Raw genomic sequence first — 19,360 nt, 5'->3', positions numbered from 1 at the left:
ACTTATTAGGGTATAAAATACACCCTGTATTTTATACTTGTGTCTTTAAGTTTCTTATCTAAACTTGATATAGTCAGATGTTAACGGACATGGAAGCATGAAAAATGAGCATAAAATAAATGATGAGAATGATGAAAATAAAAAAAACACATATTTTCTTGGTCCGTTTAGTCATTTATCGACAAAGGATATGGCAGCAATTTATCGCGACTGTCAGTACAATGAACGCGCAATTAAAGACATTTTGACGCTTATTTCACAAGATGACATTATCGGTTTTGATTTTTTCCGGGTAACTAAGTCCTATGATTTTAATTATATTGGCAGTACCGCAGCTGATGAGCTTAAGTCTTATTTTAGACTTGGGTTTTGGCAGCTTGATGCACTTTATGGCACACTTAATCAAGAAGCTTATCGCATCATTGATTATAGTGAGTTTCCACAACAACAGCATGCCAAGCAAAACTTTGATGAGTACTTAACACTCGTCACTGAAAGACTCTATGCTGATTATAAAGATGTCTTACTTTTTAATACCACTAAAGCTGCATTTAACTTATGCAGCTTTAAGAAAAAAGCCCAATATTTCCAGCGCTTACGCTCAACGATGAACCTTATTTATAAACGTATTCATATCCAACAGTTATTAACCCCTTCTGCCGAGGATATAAAACGCTTGCAAGCACAAAACACGCCACAGCTTGAACAACCCAGACTTGCTTTAATCCAAGCACTTTATAATCTCACTGAAAGTGAACTTATGCACCTTAAAACCATTGCAGCAGGTGGTTCAGCAAAGGATATTGCCCGCCAATCAGGGCATTCTTATCGCTATATTCAAAATATTATTCTTGAATTAATTGAAAAGCTCGAGCTTATTAATAAAGATGAACTTGAAACAGTTGCACAAATTATTATGACCTATGAAGATTAAAAATAATTTTATGATAACCCCATTCCTCCATCAACGACAATATCTTGTCCTGTAATATAACTGCTGTATCGTGATGCTAAGAAAAGAGCAACAGTCCCAATTTCATATAACTTAGAATTCTAGCATCAAAACAAGCAATAAAATTAAATTAAGACTTACGCATTGATGACAGAATGATCCTGAAATATAGATAGGGCCTGGGTTAATTCCATCCTAACCATTTTTTATATATATCGTCATAAGTTTCCTCCATTTGAGTGATACCAAACTCAACATGAATTATCATGGAATTTTTTAACATCATGTTAAGTGCATCTATATTCAAACTATTATTTGATTAATAATCCTAGGTATAGCAGCTTGCTTTTATCATCATCCAACCTATTTTTATCGCTCAAAGTGGGATCACATTAAAATGCATAAGTCCTATAAATTACATATTCCACCACTTAATTTTTAAATAATTTTGCAGATCAAGGTTGCGATCAAGCACTTTATTGGTAAAGATATTACACATCCTGTAATCTAAGTACACCTTTTAATCTTATGAAATACCTGCCTGCTAATAGTGCATCAACCTATGCTTCTCGCATTACAGATGTTAACAATGAGTATTTCCATCAACTGATTAAAAGTATTGATCTCAATCAACCTATCGACACATTCGAAAGTGACAAACAAAATTTTATCCTAATTGGATTTTGCTGTGATGAGGGTGTTAAACGTAATCAGGGTGTTGTTGGTGCTAAAGAAGGACCTGAGTGCTTTAGACGTGCATTTTTTAACTTAGCGACACATCTAGATAATAAGCACATGCTTTATGACGCAGGGAATGTTTATTGTGATAATGAAGATCTTGAGTCTGCACAACAGCTGTTAGCAAAGTATGTTGCCAAAACCATTCAGTTAAAAGCCATACCGATTGTCATCGGTGGCGGACATGAAACTGCCTGGGGGCACTTACAAGGTCTTTATAAAGAAAATCTTAACCCCACGATTGTGAACTTTGATGCACACTTTGATTTACGTGAAACTTTAACAGGTGGTCTTGGTAGTTCAGGTACCCCTTTTTATCAAGCATCACGTTATCTACAAAACCGACAATTGAATTTTGATTATTATTGCTTGGGTGTACAGCCACTTGCCAATACCAACAGCTTATTTGATTATGCTCACGCAACTAATACACAATATTTACTTGCTGAACACATCAATAGTAATCCACAAGATTTATCATTTATTGACAACATTATGGCAAAACATCAGCAAATCTATATCACACTATGTCTTGATGTTTTCCAAGCAGCCCTTGCCCCAGGCGTTAGTGCTCCGCAAGCATTAGGCATTGATAGCATTTTTGTCATAAATGCTTTACGCAAGCTTAAACAATCCGATAAAGTTGTCGCTTTAGATATCGTTGAGCTTAATCCAAAAAAAGATATCGATAACAGAACCGCCAAGCTTGCAGCAGCTCTTCTTGCTAATTTTCTGCAAGCTTAACCTAAACCTATAGGAGGAATTTACATTATGTCACGTACAATCAAAGCCGCAACAGGCACAAAACTTACAGCCAAATCATGGTTAACTGAAGCCCCTCTTCGCATGTTGATGAATAACTTAGATCCTGATATTGCTGAGCATCCACAAGATCTTGTTGTTTATGGCGGCATTGGGAAAGCTGCACGCAACTGGGAATGCTTTGATAAGATCGTTGAATGTTTAGAGAAACTTGAAGATGACGAAACTCTCCTTATCCAATCTGGAAAGCCTGTAGGTGTGTTTAAAACACACACTGATGCACCACGCGTATTGATTGCTAACTCGAATCTTGTCCCACACTGGTCAGACTGGCAGCACTTTAATGCGCTTGATAAAAAAGGCCTAATGATGTTTGGGCAAATGACTGCAGGATCTTGGATTTATATCGGTTCACAAGGCATTGTTCAAGGAACCTATGAAACATTTGTTGAAATGGGTCGCCAGTATTATGACGGTGATTTATCTGGGAAATGGATTCTAACAGCAGGATTAGGTGGTATGGGTGGAGCACAAACACTTGCGGGTGTTTTAGCCGGCGCTTGTGTTCTAGCGATTGAATGCGATGAAAGTCGCATTGATTTTAGATTACGCACAAAATACGTTGACTACAAAGCCAAAACGCTTGATGAGGCAATGGCTATTATCAATAAAGCCTGCGCTGAAAAGCGTGCGATTTCTGTCGGACTTTTAGGAAATGCCGCTGAGATTTTACCTCAAATGGTCAAGCGTGGTATTAAGCCTGATGCAGTAACAGACCAAACCAGCGCACATGATCCATTAAATGGCTATCTACCAATTGGCTGGAGTCTAGACAAAGCCAAAAAAGAGCGTCAAAGCAATCCTGAATTAGTTGTTACTGAAGCTAAAAAATCGATGAAAGTCCATGTCCAAGCTATGCTTGAATTTGCAAAACAAGGCATTCCAACCTTTGACTATGGTAATAACATTCGCCAAGTCGCTTTTGATGAGGGCTTACAAAATGCGTTTGATTTCCCAGGCTTTGTACCGGCATTCATTCGCCCACTTTTTTGCCAGGGAATTGGTCCTTTTAGATGGGTTGCTTTATCGGGTGACCCTGAAGATATCTATAAAACTGACCAAAAAGTCAAAGAGCTTATGCCAGACGATAAGCATCTACATAACTGGCTTGATATGGCAAAAGAGCGTATTGCATTTCAAGGTCTTCCAGCACGCATTTGCTGGGTTGGTCTGGGAGATCGTGCCCGCCTTGGCTTGGCATTTAATGAAATGGTTAAAAGTGGCGAACTTAAAGGTCCTATTGTTATCGGTCGTGATCATTTAGACTCAGGCTCTGTTGCAAGTCCAAATCGCGAAACGGAAAGCATGAAAGATGGCTCTGATGCTATATCTGATTGGCCATTATTAAATGCATTACTAAATACTGCTGGAGGTGCTACTTGGGTTAGTCTACATCACGGTGGAGGTGTAGGTATGGGCTTTTCTCAACACGCAGGTGTCGTTATTGTTGCTGATGGAACTGATGCAGCTGCCAAACGTTTACAGCGCGTATTAACGAATGATCCAGGCACAGGTGTCATGCGTCATGCGGATGCGGGTTATGATATCGCCATTAATTGTGCCAAAGAGAAAGGACTAAATCTACCCATGATTAACACCAAAACACAAGATGGTAATTGCTCTTTAGCCAAAACAGAGGCTTTCATATGAGTGAAGTAATAAATCAAACAAATACAGCCAGTAGAAATGCATTTAACCCGCAAAGTTTTTGCTTAATCCCAGGTAAGCTTACCCTTCAGAACATTCAGCTGCTACTTAATAGCGCGTGCCCCATACATCTAGATGATCGTGCATATGCTAAAATTGCAATATCTCGCGGTATTGTTGAAGAAGTGCTTAAAGAAGGTAAAACGGTCTATGGTATTAATACTGGTTTTGGCTTACTGGCAAATCAAAAAATTCCAACAGCTGATCTAAAAGAGCTGCAACGCCGCATCGTTCTCTCTCATGCTACCGGTGTTGGCAAACTATTAGATAATGACACGGTTAAGCTCATCATGCTGCTTAAAATCAACAGCCTTGCACAAGGCTATTCAGGGATAACACAACAAACCTTAGATGCATTAATCGCATTTTATAACCATGGTATTTACCCTCTGATCCCTGAGCAAGGCTCAGTTGGTGCATCAGGCGACTTAGCACCTTTAGCACATATGAGTATGCCCTTAATTGGCGAAGGTGAGGTTAATTATCAAGGCCAACGTATCAATGCACAAGATGCTTTAAAGCAAGCTGGGTTAAATGCTATTGAGCTTCAAGAAAAAGAAGGCTTAGCACTACTTAATGGCACTCAAGCATCAACGGCGATTGCTTTGATGGGACTGATTAACGTTGAGCGCAACTTCAGTATTGCTGCTATTGCTGGTGCTTTAAGTATTGAGGCAACCTTTGGCAGCATGAAGCCATTTGATCCCGTTATTTCCAAGATCAAACGCATTGAGGGTCAAATCATTTTCTCAAAAGTGATGCACAATTTACTGGACAACAGTGAGATTATGCACTCACATGATCATTGTAGTAAAGTACAAGACCCATACTCATTACGTTGCCAACCGCAGGTAATGGGTGCAGCATGGCAAGTAATCAATGATGCTAAACGCAATTTATTAAATGAAGCCAATGGCGTTTCTGATAACCCGTTAATCCTACCAGAAACCAAAGAGATCATATCCGGTGGCAATTTCCACGCTGAAATGGTCGCCATGAGTGCCGATATGCTAAGTATTGCTTGTGCTGAAATAGGTGCGATTTCTGAGCGTCGTATCGCCCTTTTGATCGATAAACATTTAAGCGGCTTACCGGCTTTTTTAATAGAAAATGCTGGACTTAACTCAGGCTTTATGTTGGCACATGTTACGGCCTCATCTCTAGCCAGTGAGAATAAAACGCTAGCCCATCCGGCATCTGTTGATAGCCTACCGACGTCTGCCAATCAAGAAGATCACGTCAGTATGGCAACTTTTGCCGCACGCAAATTAAATACAATTGCTCAAAATGTATTGTCTATCTTAAGTATTGAAGTACTTGCTGCTTGTCAAGGGATCTCATTGAGAGCACCGCTTAAAACATCGCCCATATTGGATAGCAAATATCGCCAGATTCGTGCTAAAGTTCCATATTATGACGAAGATCGCTATTTTGCACGTGATATCGAAAATGCCACAGATGTCATCAAGCAGCATGCTTTCTATAACGATGTTCACTCGCAACTTTTTTAAAGATTAAAGGTTAATAACATGTACGATCTGATCATCCAAAATGCGCGCCTTGTGACCTTTGATCAAGACGAGCGTATTTTGGATAATGCCGCCTTAGTTATTAATCAAGGCAAGATCATTGATATCTTAGCCAAAGGTTCAGCACTACCTAAGGCGCGTGAAACCATTGATCATAATGGTCAGCTGGTAACTCCAGGGCTCATTGATTGCCACACCCACCTTGTCTATGCTGGCAATCGCGCAGATGAGTTTGAAATGCGCTTAAATGGTGTCTCGTATGAAGAAATTGCCAAACAAGGTGGCGGCATTCGCTCAACCGTTATGGCGACGCGTAATGCCTCTTTGGATGCGTTATATCACAGTGCTCGCAGACGCCTTAAGCAAATGATGCAATATGGCACAACCAGTTGTGAGATCAAATCTGGTTACGGCTTAGATATCGATACTGAAATGAAAATGCTAAAAGTTGCCCAAAAGCTTGATGCATCAAAAGGCATCGATATTATACCAACCTTTTTAGGTGCACATGCTTTGCCACCTGAATTTGATGATAAGGATCAATATATTGATTTTATTATTGCTAAAATGCTACCGGTGCTGAAAAAAGAAAATCTCGCACAAGTTGTTGATGGGTTTTGTGAGAATATTGGCTTTTCACATGCGCAAATTAGGCGCCTGTTTACTCATGCCAAAGAACATGGATTTCAGCTAAAGCTCCATGCCGAGCAATTATCTGATCAAAAAGGTGCGGCTCTTGCTGCTCAATTTAACGCCTTATCTGCTGATCATTTAGAATACCTTGCCGTTGAAGATATTGCTAAAATGCGTGTGGCAAACACAGTTGCTGTTTTATTACCTGGCGCTTATTATTTCTTGCGTGAAACCAAATTACCACCGGTTGCTGAGCTTTTAAATAACCACGTCAAAATTGCCATTGCTACTGATGCAAACCCAGGCTCATCACCCTTTTTGTCATTACCATTGATGATGAATATGGCATGTACCCTATTTCGCATGACACCTTATCAAGCATTTCAAGCAACAACGATTAATGCAGCTCATGCACTTGGCATCCAAGATCAAAAGGGGAGTATTGAAATTGGTAAATGTGCTGATTTAGTCTTGTGGGATTGCGAGCATTACAATCAAATCATCTATGATGCAACATTGAATTATCGCAAAACAACCATTAAAGATGGTGAGTTACTTGTTTAAGATGCGCTGCATCAGCCCTAAGATCTGAATAACAGACTTCAGCCTAAACCCTTCTAATCATTTGGCAGACATTGCCAGAGCTCTATGCGGTGATATAAGCTCTTTTTTCAAATTAATGTTTTCTAAAACTTTAGGCGCCTCCAAATAGGCAAATATCATATTGCTTATATGCAAACCGCCAATCATTGCGGCCATTATAAATACACAGCTTGCTATATAGTGCACATAAGGTCTTACTGCATGCCAATCTTGCATTGTTTGATTAGGCATCATTCTTAATCCTAAATATGCCGCGAGGGCAACAATAAAGCTTAACCCTATAACCTTCAAAACAATAAGCCACTTCTTAACAATAAGCCTTTTTCCCTTTAAACATATACACGCACTTTTTATGACTGAGTAATGTAAGTTATACTGACACATATAACTATGTATGCCCTCATATCCCTTAACAGTTATCGGAAGTAATCCATAAAGGCGAGTGTAATATGAATATTTTGCCCGCTTTATCATCTGCTTCCTCTCTTGTTTAATCTCAACATGCTCAACATTACAAATAGCATTGATAGATCTTAGAAGCTTTTCATCAACACGCCTTATATAACTTCTATTTTTATATGTTTTATATACAAACCCCAAAAGTACTGAAATCGAGGTCAGGATAACAGGCACTATACCATCAAAGAAATTTAAAAACATGATTTTTCCCTTTCCATTTAGTTAAACTATACCTTTCTCCTTCACTGCCAACGTGCTTAATGCCTGATGCAACCCATCAAAAGCACCATTACTCATAATGACGTAATGGGTAAAACGCTCATTCTGTGATTGTTTGAAACGCTCAGCAATATCAGCAACCTGATCAAATACCAGAAAGTTGTCTTTGGCATAAGATGCCGCTTGCCACTGCATCACACTGTTTTGATAAAACCAAACTTCATCAGCAATATTAAGTGCATTAATCAATGCTGCTTCTTGCACTCCCATTTTCATCGTGTTTGAGCGTGGCTCTAAAATCGCGACGACTCTTTCCTTATCTGTCGCACGTGCTTTAATTGCTTTGAGTGTTTCCGCTATTGCTGTTGGGTGATGGGCAAAATCATCATAAATAGCATAGTGTATATTTTCAGCAATACATTCAAGACGCCGTTTAACCCCTTTAAAATTTTTAAAACTATCCGTTACTTTATCTAATGAAACACCCAGTGTTTTTAAAACCGCATAAGCTGATAATGCGTTTTTGGCATTATGCTCACCTAGCAGCGACCAGTTAATCTTAAGTGTTTTATTGTGATCTATGATCTCAAACTGGCTATAGTCTTCAAGTATAGGCTTGATATCAAGCCCATTATCACCTTGCAGTGGGCAACGTTCAGACCAGAAACCCATCGCTAGTAGCTTATCAATATGCGTATCATGCTCAGGATAAATAACCGTCACCTTGCCAGGTAGCAGGCGCATTAGGTGGTGAAATTGGCGATAAATATCCTCTATCGAATTAAAAATATCAGCGTGATCAAATTCAAGATTATTAATCACCAACACATCTGGATGATAATGCATAAACTTCGAGCGCTTATCAAAAAATGCCGTATCATATTCATCAGCTTCAATCACAAAGTACTCTGAATTCGTTAAGCGCGATGACACCCCAAAGTCTTGCGTAATTCCACCTACAAGAAAGCTTGGATTCAATCCCATATCATCCATCAATTTAATCACCATTGAGGTGGTTGTTGTTTTGCCATGTGTGCCGGCAATCGCAATGACTTTCTTCTGTTTAAGAATTTCTTGATAAAGCCACTCAGGCCCTGAAAAATACTCAAGTTTACTATTTAATAAATGCTCAACAATCGGCATGCCACGACGCATTGTATTGCCGATGATCACCTGATCAGGATTAAGTGATTTAATATCATAATCATAACCAGATATAAGCTTAATACCTTGAGCTGCAAGATACGTGCTCATTGGTGGGTAAACATTCTGATCACTACCTGTGACTTTATAACCTTTTTCACGCGCCAATAGCGCTAAAGCCCCCATAAAAGTACCACAAATGCCTAATATATGAATGTGTTTCATGTTAAAGAAACCTTTTTTAATTATTTATTTTTAAATTTTCTACTTATGACTTTTTATTTTTTCAATAATCGATGTGCTCGAGTGACTTGGCTTTAGGGTGATGGTTTTGACCTCGCCACCTGCGGCTAATACTTCCTTGGCACCCGCAATTTGCGCGATTTCATAATCAGCACCCTTAACCAAAATATCTGGTAACAACTCACTGATAATACGCTTAGGTGTATCTTCATCAAAAGCTACAACCCAATCGACACACCCTAGTGCCGCAAGGACTTCCATTCGCGACTGTAAACTGACATAAGGACGAGATTCACCTTTTAAGCGTTTAACTGAAGCATCAGTATTAACAGCAACAATCAAGCGATCACCTAAAGCACGCGCTTTTTGTAAATATTCAACATGTCCAGCATGCAAAATATCAAAGCAGCCATTGGTCATCACTACTTTCTCACCTTGAAGATGGACTTCGTGCATCGCTTTTTTAAGTTCATTTTGGCTTAAAATTCCTTTGTGTACTCTAGCTTGTGCATGTAATGAATCGTGTAACTCCTGTGCATTAAGCGTTGCCGTTCCTACTTTGCCAACCACTACACCTGCTGCGGCATTCGCTAAACGCATCGCTGAGATGTAATCATAACCACATGAAACGGCCATTGCCATAACCGCAATAACAGTATCACCAGCACCGGTGACATCAAAGACCTCTTTGGCAACGGTAGGAATTGTTGTTACCTCGCCATTTTTTAACACCAACGTCATACCCTCTTCACTGCGGGTAATTAACAGCCCACCTAAATGACAGTTTGCTATTAATTGATTCGCTTTAGTAATCAGCTCATCTTCAGTGTGACACTTGCCAACAACTGCCTGAAACTCTTTACGATTGGGGGTAATTAAAGTAGCACCTTGATAGATACTAAAGTCATTGCCCTTAGGGTCAACCAATGTTGCAATCTGTTGATTATTTGCCAACTTAATCAGTTTTTGCACATCATGTAATGTGCCTTTGCCATAATCTGACAATACCATTACATTATAGTTTTTCAGCACTGCCTCAACATGGCGATACAAGACACCTTCATCAACTTGTGCAAAACCCTCTTCAAAGTCAAGGCGTAACAGCTGCTGCTTTTGTGATAGAACCCTTAACTTGGTGATTGTGGGTAACTGAGTTTCAATCAGATGACTGTAAATTGATTGCTCAGCTAAAAAGTTTTTTAGAATGCGCGCGGGCTCATCCTGACCCACCATCGCGCAAATTCCTGCTTGTCCTGCTAATGAGGTAACATTTAAAGCGACGTTACCCGCACCACCTGCACGATCCTGAATATTCTTAACATGCACCACAGGAACAGGTGCTTCAGGTGAAATACGTTCTGTTGAGCCATAGTAATAACGATCCAACATCACATCACCCACAACTAAAACGCGTGCTTTTTGTAAATTGCTTTGCATTGTCTATCTTAATTAAGCCCTGATAAGAATAGGCACAATACTACACTAAAGCTTAATAAAATTACAGTTTGTCGTCAGTGCTATTTGAGTTAAGACTAAATATTCACCCACAAGTGCTAACCGCACCCTGAGCGTAAGTCGAAGGGTACACTGAACACTTCAAAAAAATCACACTTCATAGAGGCTTCGACTTACGCTCAGCCAGCGCTTACACAATCAAAGTGGGCAGAAATATGGTCATAGCCGCTATTTGTAAGATAATATAAGGCTTGATAGCATTAAACGCTATCAAGCTTTAAGGTTAATGCGATCTTGCCAGATCACTTAAACTTCTAAAGGCAATATTAACAGACTCAAAGTTTGGTTCATCTGTACGCATATCTTCGATCAAACCTATCCATCGTGCTAAATAACTACTGTTGGTATTAAGCCAATGGTCAACTTTCTCATTAACGTCATCAATATCCTTAGTAAACTCGATGACACGTCTGACTAAACGGTATTGCATTTTATCAAGATCATCACGCAAGGCAGATGTTGATAGCGTACCCCAATAAGATTGCTTGCCACCTAAATGATTAATGCAGCTTCTAAACCAGGATAACCATAGCTTTTGATTAAGCAAAATAGCAATTTTTTCGAATGCCTTACTATCCTTTGATATCTCTATACTATGTGCTAAATCCATGACCGACGTTGCCATTTTAAATGATAACACCTGATCAACAATTGCTTTTGGCACACCGGCGTCAATTAAAGTAGTCGCCTTATCTTCAATCTTTTGTTTTTCTGATGAAATTAACAATCTTGGAAATACTTTTAATGCACTAGGCGCGGTGTGCCGATACTTCTCAATCACCTCAGTAATCGGAAAGCCCTTAGGCTCATTGCGTAAAATCCAGCGGCAATTGCGACGCACGAACCTAAATAAGATTTGTAGACATTTCTGAGTGCTTCCAACACTTACTTGCCCACTTAACTTCTCAACTTTTTGCCATAGTTTATCCAAAGAGAAGATCTCAACTACGGCAATAAACGCTTTAATAATGTCAGCAACTGAAGCTCCTGTCTCATCATATAAGCGTTGAATAAAGGTAACCCCCATATGCAAAGTAACTGCATTGGTGATCTGAGTTGCAATAATTTCACGTTTCAACTTATGCCCTTGCATTAAATCAGCATATCTCTCACGCAAAATAGTTGGAAACTCCCACAACAAGAAGAAGTTAAAATGTGGGTCATCTGGTAAGTCAGACTTTAAAATCTGTTGCTTAATCATTGTTTTGGTATACGCCATAATCACGGAAAACTCAGGCGCTGTTAAGCTTTTACCTGATAACGCACGAGATTGTAACATCTTGTCAGTTGGCAAGTATTCCACTTCACGATCCAGCTGCATTTTGCGCTCAAGCTCACGCATTAAACGCGCATACGACTCAACAAAATAACGCTCTTGTGATTGCAATTCATTAGCAATTGTACGGTTTTGTGCATAGTTATTTTTAAGCACTAAATACGCAACATCGTCAGACATCTCAGCCAATAGCTTATTACGACTACTTTCAGATAAATCACCATTTTCAATCGCCATATTTAGCAAAATCTTAATATTTACTTCATGATCTGAGCAGTCAACACCAGCAGCATTATCAATCGCATCTGTGTTGATTGAACCACCTTTTAAGGCATATTCAATACGCCCTAACTGTGTGCAACCTAGATTACCACCTTCACCAACAACCAAACAGTTCAAATCACGTCCATTAATACGTACCGAATCATTCGCACGGTCACCTACAGCTTCATTGCTTTCAGTATGGGCTTTGACATAAGTACCAATGCCACCATTCCACAATAATTCATATTCCGCTTTCAATAATAACTGAATTAATTTATTAGGTTCTAATTGATCTGCTTCTGTTTTTAACAGAACTTTCATTTCAGGACTTAATGTAATACTCTTAGATTGGCGGCTAAATATGCCTCCTCCTTGTGAAATAAGCTTTTGGTTGTAGTCTTCCCAACTTGAGCGTGGCAAATCAAACAAACGCTTTCTTTCTTCATAGCTTGAAGCGACATCTGGATTTGGATCAATAAAGATATGCATATGGTTAAATGCACCCACCAAACAAATGTGCTTGGATAATAACATACCATTACCAAATACATCTCCTGCCATATCCCCTATACCGACAACCGTAAAATCCTCAGTTTGTATATCTTTTCCTCTTTCTCTGAAATGGCGTTTAACCGACTCCCAAGCACCTCGCGCGGTAATACCCATTTTCTTATGGTCATAACCATTAGAGCCACCCGAAGCAAAAGCATCCCCTAACCAAAAATCATATTCTGCAGCAACACTATTTGCAATATCAGAGAATGTTGCCGTACCCTTATCTGCAGCGACAACCAGGTACGGATCATCCTCATCATAACAAACAACGCTTTGTGGCTTAATGACTTTATTATTTTTGATGTTATCCGTAATATCTAGTAATGAGCTAATAAACATACGATAGCAGCTAATGGCTTCTTCCATAACGGCTTCACGTCCTTCAGTTATTGGTAACCTTTTTGGTAAGAAACCACCCTTAGCGCCCAGTGGCACAATCACTGCATTTTTAACTTGCTGTGCTTTGACTAATCCCAATACTTCAGTGCGATAGTCTTCTTTTCTATCTGACCAGCGAAGCCCACCACGCGCGACTTTAGCGCCACGTAAATGCACGCCTTCAACACGAGGAGAATACATAAAGATCTCAAACATTGGTACAGGCTTTGGCATTTCAGAAATTTTTGCTGGGATCAACTTAAAAGAGATATATTCTTTATGCTGATTATGTGCATCTTTTTGATAGAAGTTGGTTCTTTGCGTCGCTTCAATCACTTCATATAATCGACGTAACAGTTTATCTTGATCAAGGCTAGCAACGTTAATAAGTTTTGCTTTAAGCATGTCACGAATATTATTAACTTTAGCTTGACGTTCTTTTTGTGCATAGTCTGGATTAAAACGTGCATCAAACAGTGACACCATCAAGCGAACAATCTCAGCGTACTCGATATAAGTATCTTCGATATATTGCTGACTAAAACGTACACCAATTTGTGTCATATAGCGTGTATAGGCACGCACAATGGCTACTTCACGCCAATTTAGACCTGCGTAAACAATTAATGAATTAAAACGATCATTCTCAGCAATACCTGCCCAAGTTACAGCAAATGCCTCCTTTAACTTATCGGTTACTTCAGAAATTTCAACCGGCTTACTAGTTAACAAGGCAAAATCCGACAACCAGACAAAGCCACCTGATTTCGGCTTAACCTTATAAGGACGCTCTTCTGCCACTGACAAACCAAAGTTCTCTAAAATTGGCATGACTTGACTTAACTGTATTGCCTGATCTTTTAAGAATAATTTAAAATGCAAACGGTCCCCGGACTCCTCCAAAACTTGATATAAACTCATCGACAGGCGATTTTTACGCGCCTGCTCAAAATGCACAATATCAGAAACTGCTTTACGTGGAATGTAGTCATCTTTATAGCCAGAAGAGAAGGCATGTGCATATTCTTGCGCATAAGATCTACCTTTATTCTCACCAAACTCTTCAATTAACTCATCAAAAAGATCATCACTCCATTGGCGCTCAACACTTTTGATTTGATCCTCTAATAATTCAAAATCAACATGGTCTACTGGATCATTGCCATCAAGATAAACAGTAAAATCAATGCGACATAATACACTTTCTAAGAAGTTGGTTTTGAAAGTGACACGTTGACCATTCAATGTTTTTAACAAAATGCGCTCAACACGTTCTCTGACTTCTGAGTTATAACGGTCTCTAGGCATGTATAGCATACAGAAGTAGTAGCGGCTAAATTGATCTTTACGAACAAACAGCTTCATTACCTGACGTTCACGAATATGATAGATACCAAGTGTCGTATTGAATAACTCTTCATCTGAGCTCAAAAACAACTCATCACGCGGATAAGTATCGATAATATTACTCAACGCCTTATAAGCATGCCCGAATTTTCTAAAGCCGGATTGTTTTAACACCATCTCTTTACGCAAACGCAAAAAAGGAATCTGTTGTGGTGATGAATGATATGCTGTTGATGTGTACAAGCCTAATAAACGCTTATAACCAATGATCTCACCTTTTTTATCGTAAATTGCGACCGAGATAATATCCATATAAGCTGGACGGTGAATTGGGGAAATTTTATCGGATTTAGCAACTGTTAAAATTGCATCAACATTTTTGTTAATATTTAGATTCTTCTCATAGATATCATTTAAAGCAGTAATATAGTCGTCGTTGACTGAGAACAAACCCAATGCCGAAGATTTCTCTGCAACAAATGCCTTTTCACCTTTTACAGTTGTCGCATTAAAAGCACAATAGCCCAAAAAGATAAAATGATCTTTCTTTAAAAACTCTAAGAAATCTATCGCTTCTTCATAATAATTTTGTGCTACTTTATCTTTAGGTTGATGCACCTCTTTGATCATCGTTTGCAACTCGGCCTTCATTGGTTCAAAATCACGGACGACAGCTTGTAACTTTTGATAGTTTTCAGTAATTTTTTGCTCAATTGCCTTAAGTGCAACTTTATCATCTGTCTGGCGATCCACCTCCATAATCACTAAACAGGTTTTGACTTTGTTAGTCGCATTTTCATCATCCGCCATACTATCGGTCAATGAGATCAGATTACCTTTGGCATTGCGTTTTAACTCAATGCCGCCAATATTCATCATAAAATGAATACCAAGCCCCAGTGATGACATCAACATCATCAAAGTATCAACAATAAAAGGGGAATCCTGACAACTTAACTCAATAACTGTATGACGTGATACCCAGCCGTTTTGCTCATACACTGGGTTATACGCACGAATAAGTGCTTTCCCTTCAGAATTTTTGTAGATAAATTTCCAAAAAGAAATAATCGAGCCATATAAATCCAATAGCTCACGCTGGTGAAGTTCATCTTCTGATATCACACGTACATAAGCTTTTAATAGGGATTCGAGTATTGAGGCATCCTGCGTTGGGAATTTATCCTTGAACATGCTTGTTAACTTCTGAATAACCGCTTGCGTTCTCTCGTTGTAGTGCATTTTTAACCTATTGCTTCGTTTTGACAAAATACGCAGGCATGATAAGCCAGTTTTGCCTGTCCCTCAACAGTAACTTCTATTTAAAATTAAAGTTTTTTTGCCTATTGATGCATATTGTAAATTTACTCCGCTACAAGCGTTAATTATTATAATACTTCTCCAAATCATCTGCGCCACCGATATGCTGTCCATCCATATAAATTTGTGGTACGGTTTGGCGATTGGTCAAAGCTTTGACTGTACGCATTGACGCTCCATGACCTAAAACAACCTCTTCATAGCCTTGATGATGATCTGCTAAGAGCTTTTTAGCACGTTTGCAATGTGGGCAACCTGGCTTAGTAAAAATTGTGACTTCTTTAGGCAATTGCGCATTAGGTGCGACAAACTTAAGCATAGTATCCGCATCAGAAACTTCAAACGGGTCACCTGCTTTATTTGGTTCAATAAACATCTTAACAATCACACCATCTTTTACAAGCATCGAGTAACGCCATGAGCGCTTACCAAAACCTAAAGCCTCTTTATTAACTAAAAGCCCCATTTTTTCGGTGAATTCACCATTACCATCAGGAATAAACTCAATATTCTCGGCTTTTTGTTCCTTTTTCCATGCGTTCATAACAAAAGTATCATTGACTGACATGCAAACAATGCGATCAATACCATGCTGCTTAAATACGGGAAATAGCTCGTTAAAACGCGGCACATGGGCTGATGAGCACGTTGGTGTAAAGGCACCTGGTAATGAAAAAACAATGACATTTTTACCTTTAAAAATATCATCTGTTGTCACATCCTGCCATTGACCATCTTGCATGGTCTTAAACGTTACATTCGGTACCTGTTGGTTTTCTAAGTTTGTAAACATTGATTGACTCCTATGTTAATTTTCAACTCTTTAGTTGGTTATTTAGTTAATGTTGATTGATGCATTTAAACTGTGTGTTTGCATCTTATGCACTTGTTGCGCCATCGTCGACGTTGCATAAAAATCTGTGCCTGCTAAAGCCAGATTACTGCCTAACAGCATAACACTGACTGCGATATTTATAATCTTTTTCATGCTCTTTTTCCTTTAATATTTGGGTTGATGTCAACACTATAACAAACGTTCAAGCATGTTATAAATATATTATATTTTAATTATTGATCAGTTTTACTTATAAAAAATCTATTCTCAGAAAATGATTACCACCTATTACAGAAAAACATCGAATAAACTATCGACAGTCTTCATATACTCATGTATCGTTACACAAATACTAAAATTATTATTTAAAGAATAATTATGGACACACAAATTTTTATCAGCAAACACGGCATTGAAGTAAATTATCAAAAATCGCCACGTCAATACACAACGTTAAATCATGTCACAGAAGCGCTGCATCAATATAAAGGCATGATGCTCTCCTCAGGGATTGAATACCCAGGACGCTATAACCGTTGGGAGCTTGGGTTTTATAACCCACCACTTGAGATTATTGCCTATACAGATCAAGTTGTCTTTAATGCACTTAACCCACGCGGTGTTATTTTATTGCAGCTACTAGAACCAGTTTTTTCCGATAATTTCAGTGTCACCTTAAAAAGAGATAATGATCACACATTAATACTATCAATACGCCTATCTAATGAAGTATTTAGTGAAGAACACCGTAGCTTGCAGCCCTCTGTAGCCTCTGTTTTACGCATTATTAATCAAGAATTTGCAATATTAAAAGATAATATGCTTGGGCTTTTTGGCGCATTTGCCTATGATCTTATTTTTGCTTTTGAGGCAATGCCGCTAACACAAGCACGCAGCAAAGATAATAAGATTTATCACTTATTTTTTGCTGATCATGTCTATGCCATCGATAAGCAAAAAGACCAAGCCTTTGAATTAAAACTAGAGTTTAGTCACCAACAACTAACCACAAAAAACAGTCCAACTGATGCATTTAAGTTACTAACTACTGATCAAACAAATTTCACCGCGCAATCGACGATTGAAACCTCAATCACTGATGAAGAGTATGCCAAGCTTGTTGAAAGCGCTAAAGAAGAGATGAAAAAAGGCAATATCTTTGAGGTAGTCTATAGCCGCCTGTTTAAAGCACGCGTTTCAGGCTCACCAGCACAACTATATATGCATTTAAAACAAATGAACCCAAGCCCTTATGAGTTTTTCTGCCAGTTGGGGGACGAGCAAATTGTTGGCACATCACCGGAGATGTTTGTACGCTGTGAAGGTAAAGACGTTGAATCTTGCCCTATTTCCGGTACCATCCGCCGTGGCAACAATGCCATGGAAGATGAACTTAAAATTCGTAAGCTGCTGAATTCCTATAAAGATGAAGTAGAATTGACGATGTGTACTGATGTTGATCGCAATGACAAAGCCCGTATTTGTGAGCCAGATAGTATAGAGCTTATCTCAAGACGCACGATTGAACGTTATGTTGGGCTTTTCCATACAGTTGATCATGTTAAAGGTGTATTACGTGATGGCTATAATGGTCTTGATGCTTTCTTAAGTCACATGTGGGCAGTCACCTTAACTGGGGCACCTAAAAAACGCGCTGTAAACCTTATTGAACACAATGAGAAACAACCACGTCACTGGTATGGTGGCGCGATTGGCTGCTTAGGGTTTAATGGTGATATTAACTCAACCATCACCATTCGCACCGTACACTTGAAAGATAATATGGCGTATTATCAATCTGGTGCCACTTTAGTATGGGATTCAAACCCACATGAAGAAGCTTTGGAGACAATTACCAAAGCCACTACCTTTTACAGGGCCTTAGGGCAGTTTAATCCTAAAGTAAGCCAAAATACATGGCAAGCGCAACGCTTTGATCACATCAAAGCGATTATGATCGATCATGAGGATTCTTTTGTTCATACCTTAGCAAGCTATTTTCGTAAACTGGGTGTCAAACTCACTACCTATCGCGCAGATGTCATTAATGCTAATGAAATTATTAAACAGCAGCCTGACTTAGTGATTTACTCGCCAGGACCTGGCACGCCTGATGACTTCAAGCTTCCACAAATGATTAAAGACATTACCAAAGCGGGCATTCCACAATTTGGCGTATGTTTAGGTTTACAGGGTATGTTTCAAGCCTTTGGTGGTAAACTTACCTATCTTGAGAATCCACAGCATGGCAAAATCTGGAAACTAACCCATTGCAATGATGTTTTTAAAGACGTACCACAAAATGCTGAAGTCGCCGCTTACCACTCGATCATCGCTGACCCAAGCACAACGCCTGACTGCTTAGAAGTTATTGCTACTAATGAGTATCAGCATATTATGGCAATAATGCATAAAACCCATCCGGCAATTGCCGTGCAGTTTCATCCCGAGTCAATATTAACATTAAAAGATAATAACGGAATTAAGATTATCCAGAATGTGCTAAACAGATTGATCAATATTACCGCTGATAAATAGTTGTTTTGTCTTTTGCTTACTTGTTTTTCTTCTGCTTTAGCCAACTTCAATTGATGGGTGATATTTAATTTATTTGCTAAGATCACGCCATGTTCAACTTTTTTAAGTGGTAGATATTGCATAGCATAAGGAAAAGCTTTAGTTTTTAATTTGCACAAAAAAACTGGAAGCACACCTTATGCTATTAGAAGACTTTATCATTTCTGTGTATTGTTTGGTAGACAATGAATTAAAAAACCTGACAAAAGAACACCCCTTAAGAGATCGAGGCTTTGCGCCAAAGC

The 19,360-nt window shown here is 38.8% G+C and carries 13 protein-coding genes and 1 pseudogene; 7 read left to right on the top strand and 7 right to left on the bottom strand.

Features of this window, described 5'->3' with window-relative positions:
* Positions 1-97: 97 nt before the first annotated feature.
* A complete protein-coding gene (locus DNK85_RS09645; protein ID WP_119329364.1) occupies positions 98-934 on the top strand; it encodes a helix-turn-helix transcriptional regulator in 837 nt (278 codons plus the stop codon).
* An 8-nt stretch (positions 935-942) separates the two neighbouring features.
* On the opposite strand, the gene DNK85_RS12415 is transcribed toward DNK85_RS09645, so the two are convergent.
* On the bottom strand, positions 943-1,035 hold the full coding sequence (locus tag DNK85_RS12415; RefSeq protein ID WP_119329384.1) for an SDR family oxidoreductase: 93 nt from the start codon (positions 1,033-1,035) through the stop codon (positions 943-945).
* Between the two features lie 445 nt (positions 1,036-1,480).
* Between DNK85_RS12415 and hutG the strand changes: the two genes are divergently transcribed.
* Genes hutG through hutI form a run of 4 tightly spaced genes read left to right on the top strand, consistent with a single transcriptional unit; the run spans position 1,481 to position 6,945 of the window.
* A complete protein-coding gene (hutG, locus tag DNK85_RS09635) occupies positions 1,481-2,434 on the top strand; it encodes a formimidoylglutamase (RefSeq protein WP_119329363.1) in 954 nt (317 codons plus the stop codon).
* 27 nt (positions 2,435-2,461) lie between these two features.
* The gene (gene hutU, locus DNK85_RS09630) at positions 2,462-4,162 is read left to right on the top strand and encodes a urocanate hydratase (protein WP_119329362.1); all 1,701 of its coding nucleotides are present in this window, start codon (positions 2,462-2,464) and stop codon (positions 4,160-4,162) included.
* Positions 4,159-5,730, top strand: coding sequence for a histidine ammonia-lyase (gene hutH, locus DNK85_RS09625; protein ID WP_119329361.1), 1,572 nt, complete (start codon positions 4,159-4,161; stop codon positions 5,728-5,730). The genes hutU and hutH overlap by 4 nt, the downstream gene beginning before the upstream one ends.
* An 18-nt stretch (positions 5,731-5,748) precedes the next feature.
* Complete coding sequence (gene hutI, locus DNK85_RS09620) at positions 5,749-6,945, top strand: imidazolonepropionase (protein ID WP_119329360.1); 1,197 nt, start codon at positions 5,749-5,751, stop codon at positions 6,943-6,945.
* Between the two features lie 57 nt (positions 6,946-7,002).
* On the opposite strand, the gene DNK85_RS09615 is transcribed toward hutI, so the two are convergent.
* The 6 genes from DNK85_RS09615 to DNK85_RS11600 all read right to left on the bottom strand — a co-directional run bounded on the left by DNK85_RS09615 (position 7,003) and on the right by DNK85_RS11600 (position 16,691).
* Complete coding sequence (locus tag DNK85_RS09615) at positions 7,003-7,644, bottom strand: hypothetical protein (RefSeq protein WP_119329359.1); 642 nt, start codon at positions 7,642-7,644, stop codon at positions 7,003-7,005.
* Between the two features lie 21 nt (positions 7,645-7,665).
* Complete coding sequence (gene mpl, locus DNK85_RS09610; RefSeq protein ID WP_119329358.1) at positions 7,666-9,030, bottom strand: UDP-N-acetylmuramate:L-alanyl-gamma-D-glutamyl-meso-diaminopimelate ligase; 1,365 nt, start codon at positions 9,028-9,030, stop codon at positions 7,666-7,668.
* A 39-nt stretch (positions 9,031-9,069) separates the two neighbouring features.
* Positions 9,070-10,485, bottom strand: a complete 1,416-nt coding sequence (gene hldE / locus DNK85_RS09605; RefSeq protein WP_119329357.1) for a bifunctional D-glycero-beta-D-manno-heptose-7-phosphate kinase/D-glycero-beta-D-manno-heptose 1-phosphate adenylyltransferase HldE — start codon at positions 10,483-10,485, stop codon at positions 9,070-9,072.
* 301 nt (positions 10,486-10,786) lie between these two features.
* Positions 10,787-15,625 (bottom strand): NAD-glutamate dehydrogenase, encoded by a 4,839-nt coding sequence (locus DNK85_RS09600; protein WP_119329356.1) that lies wholly within the window; start codon positions 15,623-15,625, stop codon positions 10,787-10,789.
* A gap of 139 nt (positions 15,626-15,764) precedes the next feature.
* Positions 15,765-16,496 carry a glutathione peroxidase gene (locus DNK85_RS09595; RefSeq protein WP_119329355.1) on the bottom strand — a complete coding sequence of 244 codons (732 nt, stop codon included), beginning with the start codon at positions 16,494-16,496 and terminating at the stop codon, positions 15,765-15,767.
* Between the two features lie 42 nt (positions 16,497-16,538).
* On the bottom strand, positions 16,539-16,691 hold the full coding sequence (locus tag DNK85_RS11600; protein WP_162896660.1) for a hypothetical protein: 153 nt from the start codon (positions 16,689-16,691) through the stop codon (positions 16,539-16,541).
* 225 nt (positions 16,692-16,916) lie between these two features.
* Here DNK85_RS11600 and DNK85_RS09590 point away from each other — a divergent pair, with 225 nt between their 5' ends.
* Positions 16,917-19,076, top strand: a complete 2,160-nt coding sequence (locus DNK85_RS09590; protein WP_119329354.1) for an anthranilate synthase component I — start codon at positions 16,917-16,919, stop codon at positions 19,074-19,076.
* A 178-nt stretch (positions 19,077-19,254) separates the two neighbouring features.
* Positions 19,255-19,360: pseudogene (locus DNK85_RS12635) on the top strand (IS982 family transposase); the annotation flags it as partial.

The organism is Cysteiniphilum halobium (genome assembly GCF_003574425.1).
GTDB lineage: Bacteria > Pseudomonadota > Gammaproteobacteria > Francisellales > Francisellaceae > Caedibacter > Caedibacter halobius.
The sequence above is the reverse complement of the archived record's forward strand: the minus strand, read 5'-3'. Positions and strand labels throughout refer to the sequence as shown.

What these genes read in the sequence shown, in the direction of transcription:
- DNK85_RS09645 (WP_119329364.1), top strand. Translation starts at nt 98, where the DNA reads ATGAAAAATGAGCATAAAATAAATGATGAGAATGATGAAAATAAAAAA.
- hutG (WP_119329363.1), top strand. Translation starts at nt 1,481, where the DNA reads ATGAAATACCTGCCTGCTAATAGTGCATCAACCTATGCTTCTCGCATT.
- hutU (WP_119329362.1), top strand. Translation starts at nt 2,462, where the DNA reads ATGTCACGTACAATCAAAGCCGCAACAGGCACAAAACTTACAGCCAAA.
- hutH (WP_119329361.1), top strand. Translation starts at nt 4,159, where the DNA reads ATGAGTGAAGTAATAAATCAAACAAATACAGCCAGTAGAAATGCATTT.
- hutI (WP_119329360.1), top strand. Translation starts at nt 5,749, where the DNA reads ATGTACGATCTGATCATCCAAAATGCGCGCCTTGTGACCTTTGATCAA.
- DNK85_RS09615 (WP_119329359.1), bottom strand. Translation starts at nt 7,644, where the DNA reads ATGTTTTTAAATTTCTTTGATGGTATAGTGCCTGTTATCCTGACCTCG.
- mpl (WP_119329358.1), bottom strand. Translation starts at nt 9,030, where the DNA reads ATGAAACACATTCATATATTAGGCATTTGTGGTACTTTTATGGGGGCT.
- hldE (WP_119329357.1), bottom strand. Translation starts at nt 10,485, where the DNA reads ATGCAAAGCAATTTACAAAAAGCACGCGTTTTAGTTGTGGGTGATGTG.
- DNK85_RS09600 (WP_119329356.1), bottom strand. Translation starts at nt 15,625, where the DNA reads ATGCACTACAACGAGAGAACGCAAGCGGTTATTCAGAAGTTAACAAGC.
- DNK85_RS09595 (WP_119329355.1), bottom strand. Translation starts at nt 16,496, where the DNA reads ATGTTTACAAACTTAGAAAACCAACAGGTACCGAATGTAACGTTTAAG.
- DNK85_RS11600 (WP_162896660.1), bottom strand. Translation starts at nt 16,691, where the DNA reads ATGAAAAAGATTATAAATATCGCAGTCAGTGTTATGCTGTTAGGCAGT.
- DNK85_RS09590 (WP_119329354.1), top strand. Translation starts at nt 16,917, where the DNA reads ATGGACACACAAATTTTTATCAGCAAACACGGCATTGAAGTAAATTAT.